General features: G+C 60.7%; 14 protein-coding genes and 1 tRNA gene. 4 read left to right on the forward strand and 11 right to left on the reverse strand.

What is annotated here, in order from left to right; translation table 11 throughout:
* Window positions 1-8 precede the first annotated feature (8 nt).
* The 7 genes from pqqF to M8Q45_RS27690 all read right to left on the reverse strand — a co-directional run bounded on the left by pqqF (window position 9) and on the right by M8Q45_RS27690 (window position 9,502).
* Window positions 9-2,450: a pyrroloquinoline quinone biosynthesis protein PqqF gene (gene pqqF / locus M8Q45_RS27660; RefSeq protein WP_249877193.1), complete on the reverse strand. Its 2,442-nt coding sequence runs from the start codon at window positions 2,448-2,450 to the stop codon at window positions 9-11.
* A gap of 48 nt (window positions 2,451-2,498) precedes the next feature.
* Entirely contained in the window at window positions 2,499-3,293 is a 795-nt protein-coding gene (locus M8Q45_RS27665; protein ID WP_249877194.1) for a carbon-nitrogen hydrolase family protein, read from the reverse strand.
* Between the two features lie 12 nt (window positions 3,294-3,305).
* Window positions 3,306-4,988, reverse strand: a complete 1,683-nt coding sequence (locus M8Q45_RS27670) for a flavin monoamine oxidase family protein (protein ID WP_198797838.1) — start codon at window positions 4,986-4,988, stop codon at window positions 3,306-3,308.
* Window positions 4,989-5,262: 274 nt separating this feature from the next.
* A complete protein-coding gene (locus tag M8Q45_RS27675; protein ID WP_018607342.1) occupies window positions 5,263-5,724 on the reverse strand; it encodes an Lrp/AsnC family transcriptional regulator in 462 nt (153 codons plus the stop codon).
* 35 nt (window positions 5,725-5,759) lie between these two features.
* Entirely contained in the window at window positions 5,760-8,189 is a 2,430-nt protein-coding gene (locus M8Q45_RS27680) for a hypothetical protein (RefSeq protein WP_502940589.1), read from the reverse strand.
* A 102-nt stretch (window positions 8,190-8,291) separates the two neighbouring features.
* The gene (locus M8Q45_RS27685) at window positions 8,292-8,933 is read right to left on the reverse strand and encodes an NrsF family protein (RefSeq protein ID WP_249877195.1); all 642 of its coding nucleotides are present in this window, start codon (window positions 8,931-8,933) and stop codon (window positions 8,292-8,294) included.
* Entirely contained in the window at window positions 8,930-9,502 is a 573-nt protein-coding gene (locus tag M8Q45_RS27690) for a sigma-70 family RNA polymerase sigma factor (RefSeq protein WP_249877196.1), read from the reverse strand. Before M8Q45_RS27690 ends, M8Q45_RS27685 begins: the two co-directional genes overlap by 4 nt.
* A 233-nt stretch (window positions 9,503-9,735) precedes the next feature.
* On the opposite strand from M8Q45_RS27690, the gene M8Q45_RS27695 reads away from it, so the two are divergent.
* The 4 genes from M8Q45_RS27695 to M8Q45_RS27710 are packed head-to-tail and all read left to right on the forward strand — an operon-like array spanning window position 9,736 to window position 12,141.
* The gene (locus tag M8Q45_RS27695) at window positions 9,736-10,008 is read left to right on the forward strand and encodes a BufA1 family periplasmic bufferin-type metallophore (RefSeq protein ID WP_249877197.1); all 273 of its coding nucleotides are present in this window, start codon (window positions 9,736-9,738) and stop codon (window positions 10,006-10,008) included.
* A 26-nt stretch (window positions 10,009-10,034) separates the two neighbouring features.
* Complete coding sequence (bufB, locus tag M8Q45_RS27700; RefSeq protein ID WP_249877198.1) at window positions 10,035-10,889, forward strand: MNIO family bufferin maturase; 855 nt, start codon at window positions 10,035-10,037, stop codon at window positions 10,887-10,889.
* On the forward strand, window positions 10,886-11,641 hold the full coding sequence (locus M8Q45_RS27705) for an HvfC/BufC N-terminal domain-containing protein (protein ID WP_249877199.1): 756 nt from the start codon (window positions 10,886-10,888) through the stop codon (window positions 11,639-11,641). Before bufB ends, M8Q45_RS27705 begins: the two co-directional genes overlap by 4 nt.
* 26 nt (window positions 11,642-11,667) lie before the next feature.
* Window positions 11,668-12,141 carry a DoxX family protein gene (locus tag M8Q45_RS27710; RefSeq protein ID WP_249877200.1) on the forward strand — a complete coding sequence of 158 codons (474 nt, stop codon included), beginning with the start codon at window positions 11,668-11,670 and terminating at the stop codon, window positions 12,139-12,141.
* A gap of 59 nt (window positions 12,142-12,200) precedes the next feature.
* Here M8Q45_RS27710 and M8Q45_RS27715 read toward each other — a convergent pair.
* The 4 genes from M8Q45_RS27715 to dnaG all read right to left on the reverse strand — a co-directional run bounded on the left by M8Q45_RS27715 (window position 12,201) and on the right by dnaG (window position 20,032).
* Window positions 12,201-12,277, reverse strand: a tRNA-Ile gene (locus M8Q45_RS27715).
* Window positions 12,278-12,292: 15 nt separating this feature from the next.
* Window positions 12,293-16,036: a bifunctional diguanylate cyclase/phosphodiesterase gene (locus M8Q45_RS27720; protein ID WP_249877201.1), complete on the reverse strand. Its 3,744-nt coding sequence runs from the start codon at window positions 16,034-16,036 to the stop codon at window positions 12,293-12,295.
* Window positions 16,037-16,158: 122 nt separating this feature from the next.
* Window positions 16,159-18,006: an RNA polymerase sigma factor RpoD gene (gene rpoD / locus M8Q45_RS27725; RefSeq protein WP_249877202.1), complete on the reverse strand. Its 1,848-nt coding sequence runs from the start codon at window positions 18,004-18,006 to the stop codon at window positions 16,159-16,161.
* A 67-nt stretch (window positions 18,007-18,073) separates the two neighbouring features.
* Window positions 18,074-20,032, reverse strand: a complete 1,959-nt coding sequence (dnaG, locus tag M8Q45_RS27730; RefSeq protein WP_249877203.1) for a DNA primase — start codon at window positions 20,030-20,032, stop codon at window positions 18,074-18,076.
* Window positions 20,033-20,481 lie beyond the last annotated feature (449 nt).

Raw genomic sequence — 20,481 nt, forward strand, 5'->3', positions numbered from 1 at the left:
GGTAACGATCAATGCCCCGCTTGCCAGGGCATTCCCGGACACGGTGCATTGCTCAGGCAATACCGTCCGCCATGGGCTTCGGCCAGGCGCCGGGCGGAATCGATCAATTGTCTGCGCGTCATACCGGCCATGACCTCCGGTAATTGCTGGAGATAGTCCAATGGACGACCGGCCAGCTTGCCTTGCCAGAGCATTTCGGCGGCCTGGGCAACGGGCAGCCCAGTACTGTGCAGTTGGTTGGCGAGGGCGTGTCGTTGGTTGGCCAGGGTCGAATCGTCAATCCCGTCGATCAATGCTGGCAAGTCGCCCAGGAACTGCTCCATGTGCTCGACCAACTGCGCCGCCGACGCACTGGGTGACTGTGCGCCCAGCAACAACCCGGTCCGGCCGTCGATCTGCTTCAAGCCGCTGAACACCGCGTAGCCCAACTGCAACTCGACCCGCAGGCGTTGGTAATACGGGGCTTGGCATAGATGGGCCAGCAGGCGCCACGCGGCTTCGTCGGCCAACTCCTGGGTGGGCGTGGGACAGAACAGCAGCACGGCCTGTTCGTCGCCTTGGGTCTGGAGCGAATGCCAGCGACGCATCGGCGCAGGCCCGCTCGTTGTCGGAGATCCTTCTTGGGCGATCCCAGGGACTCGCGCCAATACGGGACCGATGGCGGCCTGGGTGGCTGCCGACAGACCGACGGCCAAACCGTCCCAGTGGGCGTCCGCCCAGACGCCCTGGTCGCTGCCCGATGAAGGTTGCGAGGATGGCCGTGGGTTTTGCTGGCAATGATTCGGCAATTCGCGCAACAGCTGTCGGATCGGTATCAGTGGTGCGTCGTCCCGGGCCGGGCCGGGCGGCAGTGGCTGTCCCAGCTTCGCCAGCAGGTGCGAAAGGACCAGCGGCATCGGTGCCTGCAGGCCGAGCAGTTTCAATAGCCATTGCTGGCCGCTGGGTTCAAAGGTGATGTCGACACCGGCCTGCCGGGCATCTTCCTGCAAGTCCGCCAACTGCCGATCGAGCCTGGATTTCAGACTGAGCGGTGCTTGTGCCGGCAATTGCCAGCGCAGGTACACCGCACCTTCAGGCGAGGTATCCGGCAATGCCTGGCTGAACGGCATGGGCGAGCGCTCCCGGCGGCCCCGGCTGCGATCCTGGGCGAATGTGCGCAAGCCACGGTGGGCGCTGGTCTGGCCACGGATCAAACCGGCGCGGGGTGGTTCACCGATGGTTTGCAGGAATGGGTTGGGCGCTGGCACGTGCCATTGTCCGGCGACGTTATCCACAGGGTGCAGCTGCCTGAGGAGTTCCCTGAGGCGTATCAAGTCGTTTTCCGACAGCGGACCTTTGCGTCCTTCGCAGTCCCAGCGGGCCAGTTGCAAGGCGGTCGCTGTTTCTTGCTGACGTTGCCGAAGCGAGGTGTATGCCTGGCGCAGTGACGCCCAGTCGTCCTGGGCGGCAAAAAAGCCCAGCCAGTCGCGCAGCAACGGCCGGCTATCGACGGGTGTTTCTCCGCTGTCGAGCTTGAGTTCGATATGCAGCAGCGCTTGGCCGGCAAATTCATACAGCGCCGTGGCCTTGAGGCTGTCAGCCAGGCCTTGCTGGCGCAGTGCCGCGAGCAAGCCGCCCGGTTTTTGGTTGTTCAGCCAGTGACACAGGAAGTCCAAGGCCTGGGGCGAGGCGGCGGGCAGGTGTTCGAAGGCGAACAGCAGGTCGAGGCCGCCTTCCCGCGCTTGCTGATAACTGGCGTCGGCGGACGCCATGAGCCTCGGCGGTGCCTGCCGGATCGCTGCCTCATGGGTGGCCACGTGCTCACCGAATTGGAAGGCCAGGGTTCGCAAGGCTTCGAAGTCTTGCGGGCCGGCCAGGCTCAGGGTCATTTGGCCGCTCTGATAGAAACACTGGTAGAAATCGCGCAATGCCGTTTGGAATTCCGGCTGCGATACGCCAAGGCTGTCGCGATTGCCCGCATGAAAGCCCCGTAGCGGATGTCTCGCCGCTAACCCTTCGTACAAGGCCATCTGTCGCTGGGCCGCTGCGTCCTGGGACCAGGCGACGAATTCAGCGTGGAGGACCTCGCGTTCGCGCATTTGATCGTTTTCGTCCAGGCGTGGATGGACGAGCATGTCGGCCAACCGTTCCAGCCCGCCGGGCAGGGCGGCCGGCGGTAGCTCCAGGAAAAAGTCGGTGGTGCGTTCGCTGGTGCGCGCATTGATTTGCCCGCCGTGACCTTGCACGTAGGCCATCAAATTCTGCCCTGTGGGAAAGCGTTCTGTCCCCAGGAAGAAAAGGTGTTCGAGAAAATGCGCCAGGCCCGGCCAAGCCTCGGGCGCATCATGGCTGCCGGCCGCCACCCGCAACACAGCGGCGCAGCGCTTGAGGCCAGGGACATGACGCAATGTCACCTGCAGGCCGTTGGCCAGGGTTTCAATGTGAGGGCGGAGGGGATCGGGGACCGGCATGAGCGCTTCCAGGATGAGGATGCGCTCATGCTAGCGGATTAGTCCGGATCAGTGTTTAGGCAAGTCGCCATAAAGCGCGGGGCGACGGTCGTGCAGGTAGTTGTAGGCCGCGCGGGAATCATCGATCAGCTGTCGATCGAGATCGCCCACGATCAACGCTTCGTCCAGGCCCGCCAACGCCGGCCGGCTGCCGTCCGGTGCGGCGATGCTGCTCTGGCCGCAATACAGCAATTCGCCTTCGTGGCCGCAATAATTGGCGTAGGCGACGAAGCACTGGTTCTCGATCGCCCGTGCGCGCACGGTGACATCGGCGATGAACTCGTAGGGTTGCATGTTGGCGGTCGGCACCAGGATCAGTTCGGCGCCGGCCAACGCCAGGCGCCGCGCATTTTCCGGGAACTCCAGGTCATAGCAAATCAGGAAACCGAGCTTCCAGCCGTTGAGTTCCACGATCGGCAACGCCGCGTCGCCCGCGCTGAACATCGTGTGGTCCAAGTCACCGAACAGGTGGCTCTTGCGGTAGTTGGCCAAGCGTTCACCGTGGGCATCGATCAGTTGGACAGCGTTGTAGATCTGCCCGTCTTCGCTGCGTTCAGGGTAGCCATAGAGAATCGCCAGGCCGGCCGCCTTGGCGATACGGCCGATTTGCTGCGCCCATTCACCGTTGTAGACCTCCGCCAGTACATTCACCGCATCGACCCCGATGTTGTAGCCGGTGAGGAACATCTCCGGCACCACCAGCACATCGGCGCCCCTGGCTTCCAGCGCGATCCGATGCAGGCGCTGCAGGTTGCCGGCCGGGTCCATGGGCAACGGTGGGCATTGGTAAAGGGCTACGCGCATCGACAACTCCTTTTATTCGGGCAGGGCGATCGGACCGATTTCGTCGAACACATCACCTGGACCCGGGTTCTCGGGGTGAGTCTCACCGCCGAAGTGTTTCATGATTCCCCACACGGCGTTGAGCGAGGTCTGTACCGCGCCTTCAACCCAGGCGGGTGTCCATGAGACGTCGTCGCCGGCGATAAAGATCCCTTTTTGTTCGGCTGGCATGTCGTCCTGCATGAAATGCGCGTACATGCGCTGGTTATAGCGATAGTGGCCCGGCAAGGCGCCCTTGAATGCGCCGAGGAAGTAAGGGTCCGCTTCCCAGGACACGGTGATCGGTTCGCCGATGATCCGCGCGGCGATGTCCACCTTCGGATAAATCTTCTTCAGGGCATCGAGGGCCAGCTTCACCCGTTTTTCCACCGGATAAGGCAGCATTTTCAGCGCATCGCTCATCCACGAATAGGACAGGCAGATCACGCCCGGCTTGTCGTCGCCATTGTCGAACAGGTAGGTGCCACGGGTCAGGCGGTCGGTGAGGGTCATGCTCATCAGGTCGCGTCCGGTTTCCGGATCCTTGTCCTTCCAGAACGGCCGGTCGACCATCACGAAGGTCTTCGACGACTGCATGTAGCGGGTGCGGTCCAGGGCCATCCACAACTTTTGCGAGAACAGCGCCTCTTCGCATTCGATCTGGGTAGTCAACAGCCATGTCTGGCAGGTGACCAGCACGGCGGCATATTCGCGCGTGTCGCCCCAGACGTCGGTGACGCTGAACCGGTCATTGTCGGCGCGTGCGATACGTTTCACGCCAGCACGAGGCGCGCCCAGGTGCAACGAGTTGAGGCTGGTACCGGCTGGCCAGTGCGCGCAACGTTCCGGGACATGTTTCCAGATACCGTGAGGCACCTGCTCCACACCGCCCACGACCAAGTGCTGGTGATCATCGCAGTTGGTCATGACCACGCGGAAGATTTCCAGCATCGAATTGGGGAAGTCCGAGTCCCAGCCGCCCGTACCAAAACCGACCTGGCCGAACACTTCGCGGTGCAGGAACGAGAGCTTGGCGAACGCCTTGGAGGTGGCGACGAAATCATAGAAGGTGCGGTCATCCCACAGCGGCACCAGGGTGTTCCACAGTTCCTTGAGACGTGGCACGTCGCGGTCGCGGATCGCTTGCTGGATCTCGCTGAAGCGTGAACCCGCCTCCAATGCGTCGGCCCAGGCGTCGGCGACCTCCTGGAATAGCGCGGGGAGGTCGGCCATGCTTTCCGCATAATAGGTCTGGCCTTCCAGGTCGATGACGGTGCTGCCCGAGGCCGAGGTCAACGGGTTGGGAAAGGGCTTGGTCTCCAGGCCCAGCTTGTCGACGTAGTGATAGAACGCCGTCGATGAGACCGGAAATCGCATGCCGCCGAGCTCGGCAATGATGCCTTCGGCGCCGTTGAACGCCTGGGAGCGCAGGCGCCCGCCCATTTTCGACGCTTCGTAGACCACCGGCTTGAGGCCCAGCTTCATCAATTCGTACGCCGCCACCAGGCCGGCGATCCCGGCACCGACAATCGCCACTTCAGCGCCGTGATTATGTTCCGGAATGACGCCCAGGCCGGCCGGGTGTTCGATCCAGTCGTCAAAGGCGAACGGAAAATCCGGCCCAAAAATGGTGATGGGTTTCTTGCCGTCTGCTGGGTGGCGATTGTTCTTGTTCATGGCGGACCTTGATGGGCGACTCGACGCGACGTTCGCGTCTGAGTATAGGAAAAGATGCCAGCCATTCTAGAGAGGGAGAAGCACGTTAATAAGACGCAATGTGTCGTCGTTTTGCGCTGTTTTTCGTCATTTATAACCTTCGTTCAATCCTAATGACGAAGCCTGCCCCTATGTGGGAGCGAGCCTGCTCGCGAAAGCGGTGGATCAGCCATGAGAATGTTGACTGACACACCGCCATCGCGAGCAAGCTCGCTTCCGCAGCGTTTGGGTAGTTCTAGACCGGCTGGCCCCGATCGATCTTGCTGCTGAGGATGATCGACGTGGTGGTTTTCTCCACCCCGTCCACACTGCCGATCTGATCCAGCAACTGATCCAGTTGCTCCGGCGAGTCCGTGCGTAGCCAGGCCACATAATCGAATTCGCCGCTGACCGCGCACAACTGCTGGACCTGGGCCATCGCGCTCAGGCGTCGCAATACGTCCTTGCCGGAGCGTGGCTGGACCTTGATGCCGACATAAGCCTGCAGACCGCCATCGATCACTCGCTGCCCAAGACGCACGCCGTAGCCGGTGATGACCTTGGTTTTCTCCAGTCGAGCCAAGCGCGAGGTCACGGTCGTGCGGGCAATGCCCAATTGCCGAGCCAACATCGCAACACTTTCCCGCGCGTTGATTTGCAGCGCCGCGATCAGTTGACGATCGATTTCGTCGAGGACGGGAGGGCGGGTATCAGTCAAGGTCAGCTCCGGCGCAGGCATCAATGGCGGGCATGTTACAGGCTCCGGCGTTCGAAGTAGCGGGTGGCAGGCAAGGCCAGCGCTCGCCAGGCCGGGGCGAGGTGCGCCTGGGAAGACCTGAGCCAGAGACCGTCCTGGTCGATCAAAGGCTCAGCCGGCAACTGCAGCAAGTCGCCCAGTGAGAACGCCTGCACCGAACCTCGGTCGTCATCGCCTTCAATTTCCCAATCGCGCTTGAAACAGCGTACCTGTAGTTGTTGCTCGTCGAAGCTTTCAAACAACGGCCGATGACCCAGCCATCGCGGGTGTATCCGCAGCGTATGGTCTTGGACATCAAGCAGCAGCAACTGCCAGCCCCGGTAGTTTCCACAGAGTTCTGTCACGTCGGTTGCCATGCAGGTCAACGCCAGATATCGGCTATTGGATGACCAGGCCATCGACGGCGCCAGGTCGACCAATGCACAGCCCGACGCCGTCAACAGGTGCCCGCCGAGGCGGGGCGTACCGGCACGCACCCAACTGTCGGCGTATTCCGTTTCGCTGCCGAATAGCCAGGCGGCGTCCTGGTCATTCGGCGCCAGTTGGATGAAGTCGCCGTCGGCGGTGGCCGCTTGAGGGCGGTCCACCAGGCGCCAAGGCTCAACGGTACTGAGCTGCGAGTCTTCCGGCTGCAGCTGAACGGTGTTGTAGAACAGTCGGTATTGCTCGTTGGGACGACAGAAAGACGAGTCGCGGCCGACCTCCGGTGCGGTGACGTTGAAACGCTGCAACGGGGTGCTTTCGACATCGCTATCGAGACGACCCGCGATCACCGCAAGGCTCAAGCGGCCATCGCGGAAATCGAGTATGCGCTCCACCCACAGGGCGGGCCCTTGCAGCAGGCGCCGTTCCTGCAAGTCTGCGACCACCGCGTGGGTTGCCACCGTCGTCGCGGCTTCGAAGGGCAGCAGCGCCAGATAGCGCCCGCAATCGGAGACTCGATGATCAAGCAACCAACTTCCCGGCAAGGACCAATCACCGATTTGGCAGCGATAACTTCCGAGTCCGTCGGGGTTGTCGCGCATCCAGGTCAGACAAGCGCGTTTGCCGTCCAGCATCGACTGTGTCTCGATGCACGAGTCGCCTCGCCGACCGCGACTGTCCAGCGGCATGACGATGGACATCCGGGTCAGCTTGAATTCTTCAACCTGCACGCGACCCTGGGCGTCGTGACCTGTCTGGGTTTCGGTATCGCTGTGGATGCTGTCCAGGCGATAGCCGTAACGGCCGGAGCTCGGTCGTGGATAGTCGAGATACGCGCCGATACGCACATGGCTCGCCTCGACACTCAGCAACTCGTGCCAGTAAAAGGAAGGCTCGGCGGCGCTTTTCACCCAGGGCGAGGGCAGGGCGCGCCAGCCATTTCCCGCTTGCCACAACCAATACTGATCGCTGTCCGCATCGTTGGCTTGCTCTCGGGCCAGACACACCAGCGCGGCTTCAGTGGCGCCCCAGACCATAGGTGCATCGGCTGCCATGACCAGCCCCGACGGCTGCCCGTCGACGGTGATGGCATAGCGCGGGGAATACAGCGGCGCCAATGGCTGGTCCAGATCACGGAAGGTCGCGGGCAGCAAGAGGTTGCCCTCCAAGCGATGCTGGCCGTCGGCGCTGGGCCGCTCGAAGGTGGGCGCTACATTGTCCGGGTGCCAGCCAGGTTCAAGCCACAGGTCAGCGACGGGCACCAGGTCCGCTGCCTGGGCGGTTTGCAGCAGATCCTCCAGTCGCGCCTGGCGGCTGCTGTTATCGACCAGCGGGCTATGACGGCCAATCAGTTCGTCGGGGTTGAAAGCGTCCAGTTCCCAGAACTCGCTTTCGGCGCAGCGGTAGACCTTGCGCTGCTGACGATCGAGGATGACCAGTCCCCATTCCTGCCGGGACGGCACGGGCGCGGCGAAATAACGGCCGTCGCTGGAAAACAGCGCAGAAGAACCAAGCCCTTGCAAAAGCACACCGTCGGGAAACAGATAGTCGCAATACACCGGGCCGCCCATGGCGATTTCGCTGTGGTTGAACTGCCGGATCGGCTCGCCCTCAGGCGTGAGCTGTGGCTCGCTGCCACCCCAGGCGCTCGGCCCCTTGGTGGCAACCGGCGCGAGCCCAAGGCGTCGCTCCCATTTGCTGACGCAGGCGAGGCCGACGATGATCGCAACGATAGCCACAAGGATGCCCCACCACTCGGGCAGCGCCCGGCCCAGGCTGAAGCCCAGGCCAAACACGGCACCAACCGTCAGACGGGCAATGCCTCGGCCCATCGCCAGGAAGCCCAGCCGCGCGGCCAGGCCCATCAGCAAACCGAGCAATATCACCGCCAGCAAGGCCAGCGGCGGCGGCAGGATGGTGACGAAGAAGGCCGGCACCACCAGGATGCCGAGTTGCCAGAAGAGTTCGAGGAACAGTCGGGACAGGCTGGGGCTGGCGATGATGGAGGTCTCGGTGGGATGGGGTTTCTTGTCGTGAGTGGACCGACACTGAGTAGAAACGCGTGGCGTCGCAGTCGTAGGGCCCTGGAAAAACCGAAGGGCCTGCTACCAGCGCAGCCAGCGTCGACCGAGCAGCGCGCCCAGTATCGTCGGCACCAACATGCCCAACACGTACCAGACTGCCCAGAAGGGGATCTGCATCTCGGGGCAATGAAAGGAGTAGGCAATCGTCGCCATCGAACCGGCCAGCAGTCCGCCACAGGCGCCTGTAAGTGTCAGGTTGGTGGGGGCGAGGCCGCGTAGCGCCCAGAACACCGCGATGAATCCCGGGATCGACAGCAGGGTTATGTTGAGCGCGCATACCCGCCAGGTATCGCCCAGGACGACTGCGACGCGGTCATCAGGTGCGGTCACCTTGAGGACATAGATCGCGCCGACCCACACCGCAGTGATGGCGGCGACGATGAGGATCTTGCCGGGTCCCGAGGTCGCTCCAGGCCTGGCCAGCCTCGTGACCATGCCCAGCGTGCCGATCATCAGGCAGAGCGGAAACGCGATCTTGGCCCAGAAAATCGGTGTCGCCATGACCTGGCCCAAGTCGGGCCGCACACCCTTCAGTGCGACCACCAGCAAAAGGGCGCCCAGGAGGCCGGCCAGAACCGCGACACTGAATCGTTTGGCGGGCGCCCTGGGATCGACCGGGGCCACACCCGAGGCGAGCAGGGAAATCAAATCATCAGTCTTCATCGTGCACCTCTCACTCTCAACGCCAGGGCTTTAAGCCCTCGGTGTATCCCTATCTTCACCGCAGACTCGGATAACCCCGTCGTTTGAGCGGCTTCGGTCACAGAAAGCCCTTCCAGCTTCACGCGTACGATAGGTAGACGCTGGCGTTCAGGTAGTTGCTCAAGCAACTTGCCCAGGTCGCGACTGGCCTGCGCAGGTTCTAGATGTGGCTCGGCAAAAAGCTCTGCCGCATCGTCGAGGGAATCGTTGAACACGTCATGGCGTGACCTCCCACGGAAAAAATCGATGAGCTTGTAACGCGCAATGGCAAAGACCCATGCCGTCAGCGGTTGATTGGCTTGATACGTCTGGCGCGCATTATGAACGGCCAGTAAAACCTCTTGCAGCAAATCCTCGATTTCACCGGGGCGCTGTTGAAGCCTCGCGCGTAAAAAACCGCGAAGATGGCCACTCAGCTCCGATAAAAACTTGCGATAAGCCCGTTCGTCCCCATCCAGGCCTGAGAGAAACAAGGCCTGAAGATGGCGCTCTCGGCTGCGCAAAGCATCGTTATCCGTAGTTCGTTCCATCGTTCGCTCTGGTTACACGAAAGGGAAAATATCTCGCTGGTGCCAATGCCGCAGCGAATCTTACATGCGGCTTCCCGACATAAGGCAACAGGCAATTAATTTTTTGCTGGCCTGAGAAATATTTTGCGAGCGCTGTAACCGAATCCGGAACCACATCGAACTACTTGTTGGATCGCAAACACGGTGCCCAAGCATTGATGCAGCGACCAAACCCATCTTCTGGAGAGCAAATAATGAACAACCTCAAACTTGCCGCCCTCGCCGTTGCCTTCTCTTCGTTCGCCGCCGGTGCCATCGCAGCGCAAACGCCTGCCGCCTCAGGCGCCATGGAAAAATGCTACGGCGTTGCCATGGCCGGCAAGAACGATTGCAAAGCGGGGGCGGGCACGACCTGTGCGGGCACCGCCAAAATGGACTATCAGGCCAATGCCTGGAAAAACGTTCCTGCCGGTACGTGTACCTCCATCAAGACACCTAAAGGCATGGGCTCTCTCACACCTATGTAATTGCAGTGCCAAGGGGCTCACCGATCATGAAAACCGTATTCCAGATGGGGGCCGGCCTCGGCCTGAAGCCGAACCATTACCCCGATGCGCTTGACTGCGCTGCCGAGGGGCTCTGGTTCGAAGTTCATCCGGAAAACTACATGGTAGAAGGTGGCCCCCGTCTCGCATGGCTGGAGGCAATCGGGAGCAAGCACCCGCTGTCGCTGCACGGTGTTTCACTTTCACTGGCTGCCGATTGCCCACCGGACGAAAGTCATCTGAAGCGCTTCCGGGCATTGGTCGACCGAGTGCAGCCTGCACTGATTTCCGAGCATCTGGCCTGGTCTGCATGGCGTGGCCAATATCATCCCGACCTGCTGCCATTCCCTCGTACTGTCGAGGCGTTGCAGCGCATCGCAAGCAATATCCAACGAACTCAAGAGGCCCTGGGGCGTTCGATTGCCATTGAAAACCCCACTCACTATCTGAGTTTGCCGGGGCATGAGTTCAGCGAAATAGAGTTCTTGACCGAACTGAGCATAAGGACTGGCTGCGGGTTGCTGGTGGACATCAATAATGTCCATATCAGCGCGCATAACTTGGGCTTTGATGCGTCGAAATATCTGGATGCCTTCCCGGCCAGGGCGATCAGGGAAATCCATCTCGCAGGCCACGCGGTGGACCCGGGAAACACGCGATTGCTGATAGACACGCACGATGCCGCCATCGCTGAAGATGTCTGGTTGTTATATCGACGTTTGATCGAACGGATCGGTAGGCGTCCGACCTTGATCGAGCGCGACGACAATATTCCTGGGTTCGATGTCTTGCTGGCTGAACGAGACAGGGCGCAGAGGTTGTTGAACATTGGCAACCGGCGAGTATCGGAAGTGACGATATGAACACCTCGCTGGCCAGTTTCCAGGATGCATTCGTCGACGCGTTATATGAGCGACATTCGACTGGAATGACCGCGCTGATCGAACAGCCCGGTTTTATGGTGTACCGCAACACTGTTTTGAAAGGATCGGTGGACGCATTACTGGCGAACTTTCCCACCGTCGAACGCTTGGTCGGTACAGAGTGGCTTAAGGCTGCCGCGACTCTCCATGCCCGGCAGGCGCCCCCGGCCGATTCCCGGTTGTTGCATTACGGGGCTGGTTTTCCGGAATTCCTCCACGTTTTCGAACATGCGCGAGAGATACCTTATCTGGGCGACGTCGCCCGCCTGGACCTGCTTTGGACCCAGGTCCATTGCGCCGAAGATGAACCCGACGTCGATCCGAGCGAACTGGCGAAGCTGTCCCCACAGGACTTGGCCCGCAGCCGACTCACACCGAAGGCCGCTTGCCGTTGGGCGTGGTTCCCGGACAACCCCGCCTACACCCTTTGGCGGTTCAATCGCGAAGAGCGGGACATGCCCGATGAGCTCGACTGGCGAGGCGAAGGAGCGCTGCTGACGCGCAAGCAAGGCAAGGTTTTTTGGCAAGCCGCCAGCGCAGCAGATTGCAGGTTTCTGGATGCCTGCGCGGCACATCTACCGCTTGAACAGGCTGCGGAAAAGGCCCTTGAGGTTCAGCCTGACCTGGATTTTTCAGAACTCATTACCCGCTTATTCAGCGCCGACGCGTTCGCCTCTGTAAGCATCCCGTAACAGCAACTTAGCCAGCGGAGCACATCATGGACGCCATAAGAAATCCTTCGTCCACAGCCGACAAATCCTTGCGAGGCATGTGGAACAGCATCGCAGACCGACTTGGCGCGATGCTGGGTGACTCGTTGTTGGTGCTGGTTGCGCGGCTATCCATCGCAGCCATTTTCCTGATGTCAGGGCGCACCAAAGTCAGTGGTTTTTTGACGATTACGCCCAGTACGTACGAGCTGTTTCGAACAGAATACGCACTGCCGCTGGTCACACCGGAACTGGCCGCGCATCTGGCAACCTACAGTGAGCACCTTTTTCCGGTGCTGCTTGTGCTAGGCCTGTTCTCGCGACTGTCGGCATTGGCATTACTGGGCATGACCCTTGTAATCGAAGTGTTTGTCTACCCTGACGCCTGGCCAACCCACCTTTCCTGGGCAGGCTTGCTACTGCTCATCGTCGCCCGCGGCGGCGGTGCGATGTCGTTGGATCGACCACTGGGTATCAAATGATTCGTTAAATCTTGTACCCCTGGAAACGACGAAAGCCGCGCAATGCGCGGCTTTCAATTTGGTGGGCCCACACGGACTCGAACCGTGGACCAAAGGATTATGAGTCCTCTGCTCTAACCAACTGAGCTATGGGCCCTCAGTAGGCCGCGGATTATAGCGACGGTTTCTCGGCTGTGCTATCCGAAAAATCCGATACGGTCATACGCAGAAACGTTGCGGCGAATTCCTCGGCGCAGAGAGGCAGGCTGACGATGTAGCCCTGGATTTGTTCGCAGCCTTCTTCGGTGAGGAATTGCTGTTGGGCCAGGGTCTCGACGCCTTCGGCGATGATGGTGAACTGCATGCTGCGCCCCAGGGCGATGATTGCCCGCACGATAGCCGCGTCGTGGGGGTCGTCAGGCAGGCCGCGGACAAATGACTGGTCGATCTTGAGGATGTCCAGCGGCAGTCGCTTGAGATAGCTCAGGGAGGAATAGCCGGTGCCGAAGTCGTCGATAGCCAGTTGTACGCCGAGTTTCTTCAGCTGATGGAGCACCGTGAGCGCCTCTTCGGCCTGGCTCATGATGAAGTTTTCAGTAATTTCCAGTTGCAATAAGCCAGGCTCAAGCTGGTTTTCCCGCAGCAGTTGCTCGATGCGGCCCAGCAGGTTGGGTTGGCGCAGTTGGGCTCCCGCCAGGTTGACCGACAGCGGGCCAAGGCTTTCATGGCTGCTGTTCCACTCGCAGAGTTGGCGGCATGCGCTTTCCAATACCCAGTCGCCAATCTGCAGGATCATGCCGTTTTCTTCCGCCAGCGGGATGAAATGTTCGGGCGGCACGTCGCCGAAGGTCGGGTGCGTCCAGCGAATGAGCGCTTCGGCGCCCACCAGTCGGTTGTCGATGAGGCTGATTTTCGGCTGGAAGGACAGCGACAGCTCGTTGCGTTCAATCGCCCGTCGCAGCTCGTGTTCCAGGGCGACGCGTTCGCTGGCCTGGGCCGTGAGATCGCGGGTGTAGCTTTCCACTCGGTTACGACCCTTGGCCTTGGAGCGGTACATCGCCGCATCGGCATTCTTGACCAGCGTGGCGACATCGCCGCCATCTTGCGGATACAAGCTGGTGCCGATGCTGGCGCTGATGAAGAATTCATGTTCGCCGGCCTGGAACGGCGCGGCGAAACAGTTCAAGAGTTTATGTGCAATGTGCTCGGCATCACTGGGCTGTTGCAGGCCGGGCAAGAGGATGATGAATTCGTCACCGCCCAGTCGCGCAACGGTGTCGATATCGCGCAGTTGTTCGCGCAGTCGTACGGCGATGCCCTTGAGGAGCAGGTCGCCGACCGGGTGCCCGAGGCTGTCGTTGATGTGCTTGAAACGGTCCAGGTCGAGAAACAGGACCGCGCCCTGGCCGCCGTTTTCCTGCTGGTTATTCAGGGCCGTCAGCAGACGGCTTTCGAACAGGGTGCGATTTGGCAGGCCGGTGAGTGGATCGTGGTGTGCCTGGTAGTCGAGGCGAGCCTGGGCGTGCTTGAGGCTGGAGATGTCAGCGAACACCGCGACGAAATGCGTGATCTGCTGTTCCCGGTTGCGGACGGCGCTGATCGTCAGCCAGCTGGGGTAAAGTTCGCCGTTTTTGCGGCGGTTGGAAATCTCGCCCTGCCAGTGTCCTTCGGCCGTCAATTGATGCCACATCGCCGCATAGAACGCGCTGTCATGCAGGCCGGAAGCGAGCAAGCGAGGCGTATGGCCCAAGGCTTCGGTTTCGCTGTAGCCGGTGATCTCGGTGAAGGCGCGGTTCACGGCGCTGATGTGCTGCTGCGTGTCGGTGATCAATACGCCTTCGGCGGTGCTTTCGAAGACCGTGGCGGCCTGTTGCAGTTTTTCCTGCATGAGGTGGCGTTCGGTGATGTCCCGGGCGATGGTCAGCATGCAGTCTTCGTTGCCGATGGGCAGCGGACGGCTGGACACCTCGCAGAGTCGGATCTGCCCGTCGTTGCGGCGGATATGGCAGCTGAAATCCTTGACGAAGCCATCCCGTTGCAGCAGGTCGAGCATCTGCTTGCGTTCGTTGAGGTTGACCCAAATGCCCAGGTCGAGCGTCGAACGGTCCACCGAAAGCGCGCTGTTGAAACCGGTGATACGGCTGAAACCGTCGTTGACCTCGATCAGCAGGCCATCGCTCTGCCGGGACAGTAGCAGGCCATCGGGCGAGGCGTGGAAGGCCTTGGCAAACTTCTCTTCGGAGGTCTGCAACTGTTGCTGGGTTTCCTTGAGCTGGCTGATATCACGGACCACCACGACCAGCGCCGGGGTCGTGTCGAGATCGAACGGTTCCGCTGAGATCAGCCCGGTGAAGACCTGGCCGTTGCTGCGCCGAAAGGGCATTTCCAGGTTACGAATACTTCCGGCTTGAAGACGTTGCAACAGGCTCGGCCCCACGCCCTGTATGCCCCAGATATCCAGGTCAGTGGCGCTCTTGCCTACCACCTGTTCGGCGCTCAGGCCGATCTGCTCTTCAAAGGCTTTGTTGACTTCCAGCAGGCAGCCGTCCAGCAGCCGGGCGATCACCAGAATGTCCGGGCACTGGCGAAACACCGATCCGAACTTCTGTTCGGAAAGACGCAATGCTTCCTCGGTGTGCTTGGCTTCACTGATGTCGATCATCAACCCGCGCATCAACGGCTCGTGGCCGTGTTCGATCAGGCTGACGATGTCTCGTACCCACAGGCAGCGACCATCGGCGGTTATCACCCGGTAGTCGACGCAATGGTCGCGCCCGGCAAGCACTTCGTGGTCGCAATAGGTCTGCGCGCGTATGAGGTCGGCCGGGTGAATGATGTTGCGCCAGAATCCCGGGATGAGCCAATGGCTGAGCGGATAACCCAGCAATTCTTCGGCGTGGGGCGAGACGTAGCTGTAGGTGAAGTCGCTGACCCGTGCTTCCCAGGCAATCGCCGATAGACTTTCGACCAGACCGCGATAGTGGTACTCGCTGCTGCGCAGCTCTTGCTCCAGGTCGACTCGCCGGGCTATCTCGGAGCTGAGACGGCGATTGATGCGAATCACCACTGCGAGGATACCCACCAGTAGAAGCAGCCCTGGCAGGCCGTACAGCAACAAGTCCGACCAGAACTGGCGATAGTCGCGCACGTTGCCGATCCATTTTTCCTGGATTTCGCTGACCTCGGCGGGGGACATGTCCGCCATGACCTTGTCCAGGATACCCACCAATATCTTGTTTTCCTGCGGGACGGCCATCGCGAGCTGATAGCGATAAGGGGTCTCGCCACTGACATAGAGTCCGTCGAGCTTGAGTTGGCGCAAGCTCCAGACGCTGGACGCCAAGTCGCCGACGACGGCATCCACCTCATCGGTTGCCAGTGCCTGCAGCGCCGAGCTGACGTTGGGCAGTGCCACGAGGTTCAGGTCGGGATGGTGATTGCGCAACAGTTCGTGGGGGGCATAGTTCTCCACGACGGCGATTTTCAGACCGTACAGGTCTTCAAGATTGCGCGGCTGGGCGCCGCCGCGATGGGCCAGGATGACAATCGGAAAATCCAGGTACGGGCGGGTGAAAGCCAGGTAGTTCTGGCGTTCAGGGGTGGACATGATGCCTGGCAGGAGATCGATCCGGCCCTGAGCGACCTGTTCCAGCACGACGGTCCAGCTCACCGGTTCGATGGGCGTCAACGTGACAGCCAGTCGCCGGCGAATGATTTCGACGTAATCGGCCGCCAAGCCCTGGTAGCGCCCCTGATCGTCGCGAAACTCGAACGGTGGCCACGAGGCATCGACGCCCAGGCGCAGGTCGGGGTGGTCCTTGAGCCAGCGGCGCTCTTCATCGGTGAGCGTCAACGCGCCGGCCGTCGCGGTCCAGGTCATCAATGACAGCAAAAGCACGGCCGTCAGTCTGGGCATCACGGTCTCGTCATGGCTTGGGAGGATGTTTCGAGTGTAGACGGGCAACAGGGCAGGGGGGCAACGAAGGGCGTTTTATCTGCAGATAGCAAAACCCCCGGCAGGGCCGGGGGTTTGGAAGGTCACTCGTCGAGGAATGAGCGCAGATGCTCGCTTCGCGTCGGGTGGCGCAGTTTGCGCAACGCCTTGGCTTCGATCTGACGAATCCGCTCACGGGTGACATCGAACTGCTTGCCGACTTCCTCAAGGGTATGGTCGGTATTCATGTCGATGCCGAAGCGCATGCGCAGTACCTTGGCTTCACGGGCAGTGAGGCCGGAGAGTACTTCGCGAGTCGCTTCCTTGAGACTCTCGACAGTGGCGACATCGATCGGAGACTGCATGGTGGAGTCTTCGATGAAGTCACCCAGATGGGAGTCTTCGTCATCACCGATCGGGGTTTCCATGGAGATCGGCTCTTTGGCGATCTTCAGTACCTTGCGGATCTTGTCCTCAGGCATTTCCATGCGTTCGCCCAGCTCTTCCGGCGTCGGTTCGCGACCCATTTCCTGCAACATCTGCCGGGAAATGCGGTTGAGCTTGTTGATGGTCTCGATCATGTGCACCGGAATACGGATGGTGCGGGCCTGGTCGGCGATCGAGCGAGTGATCGCCTGACGAATCCACCAGGTGGCATAAGTCGAGAACTTGTAGCCGCGACGGTATTCGAACTTGTCCACCGCCTTCATCAGGCCGATGTTGCCTTCCTGGATCAGGTCGAGGAATTGCAGGCCGCGGTTGGTGTACTTCTTGGCGATGGAGATCACCAGGCGCAAGTTCGCTTCGACCATCTCTTTCTTCGCGCGACGGGCCTTGGCCTCGCCGATCGACATGCGACGGTTGATGTCCTTGATTTCGGCGATGCTCAGGCCGGTCTCGGCCTCCAGCGCGCTCAGCTTCTGCTGGCAACGAACGATGTCCGGTTGCAGGCGGGCAATGGCTTCGGCGTACTTGCTCTTGCCTTTGGCCAATGCGTCGGTCCAGCTTTCGTCGACTTCGTGGCCCGGGAACTGGCGCAGGAAGTCTGCACGCGGCATGCGTGCATCACGTACGCAGAGCTGCATGATGGCGCGCTCTTGCTGACGCAGGCGATCCAGGGCGCTACGAACACGCTCCACCAAGCCTTCGAACTGCTTGGGCACCAGCTTGATCGGCATGAACAGCTCGGCCAGCGCCAACAGCTCGGCGATGGCCTGCTTGTTGTTGCGACCATGCTTTTTCAGCGCCTTGCGGGTGATTTCCATCTGGTCGGCCACGGCGCCGAAGCGCTGGGCAGCGATGATCGGATCCGGACCGCTTTCGGCTTCTTCTTCGTCGTCGCTGGCTTCTGCGTCTTCGTCATCGGTGTCGTCGTCGGCCTTGGCGGCTTTCGAGTCGATCGGTGGCGGCACCTCGGCGGCAGGCGGCGCAATGCCGTCATCCGGGTCGATGTAGCCACTCAGAACGTCGGACAGGCGGCCACCTTCGGTGGTGACGCGGGTGTACTCGGAGAGAATATGGTCGACCGTGCCAGGGAAGTGCGCGATCGCGCCCATCACTTCACGGATGCCTTCTTCAATACGCTTGGCGATTTCGATCTCGCCTTCACGCGTGAGGAGCTCTACCGTACCCATTTCACGCATGTACATGCGCACGGGGTCCGTGGTGCGACCAATGTCGGTCTCGACCGCTGCCAACGCTGCGGCCGCTTCTTCAGCGGCCGCCTCGTCGGTATCGGCGTCGGCCAGCATAAGGGCATCCTTATCTGGAGCAACCTCGAATACGTTGATCCCCATGTCGTTGATCATGCGGATGATGTCTTCCACCTGTTCCGGATCTGAAATATCCTCCGGCAGGTGGTCGTTGACCTCCGCGTAAGTCAGGTAGCCCTGCTCACGACCCAATAGGATCAACTCTTTGATACGAGACTGCTGTTGCGCTTTTCCGGACATAACACCCTATCCACTGAAGGTCTTGGCGGGCAAAAAACAAGCCGAGGATTATACCTGAGCTGTGACCTCACGCGCCAGTTGAGGTCGGGTTTGATGCGCAAACATTGCGGCTGAGTAAATCCCGCAATTGGTTTTTCTCTTCGCTGGTCAACTCGCTCTGGCGAGCTTTGCGCAGAAGTTGTTCCAGGTTTCGCTCGCGTTGGCGGGCGGACAAGCTAGTAATGGTGTCGAAAAACTGTTGTTCAAGGTTGTCTCCCTCTATCAGCCATTCCTTCTCGGCCAGCGCCTTCAACAGGCGCCCTTGCTCGGTGCCGTGCCACCGCGCGATCAACTGGAATGAGTTTAGCTTGGGGTTCTTTTGCACGGCTTCAAGGAGTGCCACCAGCAATTGTGTGTTGCTGTGGTCCTCGGCGGCGAAGTGCCCGGCGTCCTCTACTTTCTCAGCCAGTTGCGGGTGATGCAGCAAGGTGCGCAAGGCGGCCAGTGTTGGAGGTTCGACGGCGGCCGGCACGCGCGGGGCACGTGGTTGGTCGCGATCGCCACGCTTGCCGTTCTTGTCCCAGGGTTTCTTGTCCCATTTCTTGCCGCCACCAGCGGTTTTTTTCGGCGTCCACTCCTGCTGAGGAGCGTAATCCTGCTGAGGTTGATGATAGTCGGCGAAATCCGGCATCGCGTCGTAATCGACGCCAGGGTCATAGGCTGGCGGCGCTTCCTGAGGAGCGCTGTGGGCCAGTTGATTCATCGCTTCGTTGTTGAGGCCGGTGATTTCGCTCAGGCGTTGACGCATGAGCGTGCGCAGGTTGGCGCCCGGCACCTTGTCGATCAGCGGCGCCGCGAGGGTGGCCATGTGCGCCTTGCCTTCGAGGGAGCGCGGATCGGCTTCTTCAGTCAGTTGCTGGAAAAAATAATCGGCCAACGGCTGCGCGTGCTGGTTGATTCGTGCACGAAATGCATCGGTGCCCTCGGAGCGCACCAGGGTATCCGGGTCTTCGCCCTCGGGCAGGAATAGAAAGCGTGCGCGTCGCCCATCCTGCAAACATGGCAACGTTGCCTCCAGCGCACGCCAGGCGGCATTGCGCCCGGCCTGGTCGCCGTCGAAGCAGAACAGCACGCTCGGCACGACGCGAAACAGGCGTTTCATGTGCTCTTCGCTGGTGGCCGTGCCCAGGGTCGCGACGGCGTTGCGCAAGCCTTGCTGGGCCAGGGCGATGACGTCCATGTAGCCTTCGACGACAATGATCTCGTCGAGGTTGCGGTTGTTCTTGCGCGCTTCGTACAGGCCATACAGCTCCTGGCCTTTATGGAACACCGGCGTTTCCGGGGAGTTCAGATACTTGGGCTTGTCGTCGCCCAGTACCCGGCCGCCAAAGGCGATGATTCGCCCGCGCGTATCGCGGATCGGGAACATCACGCGGTCGCGGAAGCGGTCGTAGCGCTTGCCGGTCTCGGCATTCTCGACCAGCAGGCCGGCATCGATCATCGCGCGCTGCTGCAGTGTGTCGCTGCTTAAATGCTTGTACAGATTGTCCCAGCCGGGCGGGGCGAAGCCGAGGCCGAAATCACGGGCAATCTCGCCGGTCAGGCCGCGGCCCTTGAGATAATCCACCGCCGCCTTGCGGGCCGGATGGCTTTTCAGGGCCTGGCGATAAAAATCAGCCGCGGCGGTTAGCAGTGGATAAAGCGGCGAATCGGTCGGTTGGCGCGGCTTGTGCTGCCGACCGCTTTCCTCGCGAGGGATTTCCATGCCAGCGGCTTTGGCCAGTTCTTCGACAGCCTGGGGGAACTCCAGGTTGTCATGGTCCATGATGAAGCCGAGGGCGTTGCCGCCCGCGCCGCAGCCAAAGCAGTAATAGAACTGTTTGTCCGGGCTGACGCTGAAGGACGGGGTTTTTTCTTTATGGAACGGGCAGCAGGCCGTGTAGTTCTTGCCCGCTTTCTTCATTTGCAGGCGAGAGCTGACCACGTCGACGATGTCGGTGCGGTTCAGGAGGTCGTCAATAAAGCTCTGGGGAATTAGCCCGGCCATGGCGTTCTCATCATCACTGCGCGAAATAAGGCCCGAGATCAGCAGGCGTCATCGGTTCCTGGTTTTGAGGCACGGAAAACAGGTGGCTCGACCGGGTCGTCTGCATCATTGCTGTCGGGAAGTGTATCTGCCGATTATCCACTGACGTTAATGACTATCAGTATTCGACCATATGAATGTGTTGCGCTGAGTCCGGTAACGGCCGGCCTGGCCACGGATAGCTCATCAAGCGGGCACGCAAGCGGGTGCCTTGGGCTGATCGTCGTTAGAGGAATCAGGGTGTGCTCGTCAGTAGCCTTGGAAGGCTCGTCAGAAGAGACGTGCACCGCTGGCAAAAGAGCCAGGTCTGACGCAGTGAAGCGGGTTGTCTAGGTCGCGTCTGCGGCTTTGACAGTGAAGCATCAAGCGTTTTCCGCAAATGCCATAAGCCCGGCTTGAGGGCCGGGCTT

This window comes from Pseudomonas sp. T1.Ur (genome assembly GCF_023516725.1).
Taxonomy (GTDB): domain Bacteria; phylum Pseudomonadota; class Gammaproteobacteria; order Pseudomonadales; family Pseudomonadaceae; genus Aquipseudomonas; species Aquipseudomonas alvandae.

Excerpts from the sequence above, each read along its gene's own strand:
- bufB (WP_249877198.1), top strand. The coding sequence starts at position 10,035 with ATGAAAACCGTATTCCAGATGGGGGCCGGCCTCGGCCTGAAGCCGAAC.
- M8Q45_RS27665 (WP_249877194.1), bottom strand. The coding sequence starts at position 3,293 with ATGCGCGTAGCCCTTTACCAATGCCCACCGTTGCCCATGGACCCGGCC.
- rpoD (WP_249877202.1), bottom strand. The coding sequence starts at position 18,006 with ATGTCCGGAAAAGCGCAACAGCAGTCTCGTATCAAAGAGTTGATCCTA.
- M8Q45_RS27685 (WP_249877195.1), bottom strand. The coding sequence starts at position 8,933 with ATGAAGACTGATGATTTGATTTCCCTGCTCGCCTCGGGTGTGGCCCCG.
- M8Q45_RS27695 (WP_249877197.1), top strand. The coding sequence starts at position 9,736 with ATGAACAACCTCAAACTTGCCGCCCTCGCCGTTGCCTTCTCTTCGTTC.
- dnaG (WP_249877203.1), bottom strand. The coding sequence starts at position 20,032 with ATGGCCGGGCTAATTCCCCAGAGCTTTATTGACGACCTCCTGAACCGC.
- M8Q45_RS27720 (WP_249877201.1), bottom strand. The coding sequence starts at position 16,036 with ATGCCCAGACTGACGGCCGTGCTTTTGCTGTCATTGATGACCTGGACC.
- M8Q45_RS27705 (WP_249877199.1), top strand. The coding sequence starts at position 10,886 with ATGAACACCTCGCTGGCCAGTTTCCAGGATGCATTCGTCGACGCGTTA.
- M8Q45_RS27690 (WP_249877196.1), bottom strand. The coding sequence starts at position 9,502 with ATGGAACGAACTACGGATAACGATGCTTTGCGCAGCCGAGAGCGCCAT.
- M8Q45_RS27670 (WP_198797838.1), bottom strand. The coding sequence starts at position 4,988 with ATGAACAAGAACAATCGCCACCCAGCAGACGGCAAGAAACCCATCACC.
- M8Q45_RS27710 (WP_249877200.1), top strand. The coding sequence starts at position 11,668 with ATGGACGCCATAAGAAATCCTTCGTCCACAGCCGACAAATCCTTGCGA.
- pqqF (WP_249877193.1), bottom strand. The coding sequence starts at position 2,450 with ATGCCGGTCCCCGATCCCCTCCGCCCTCACATTGAAACCCTGGCCAAC.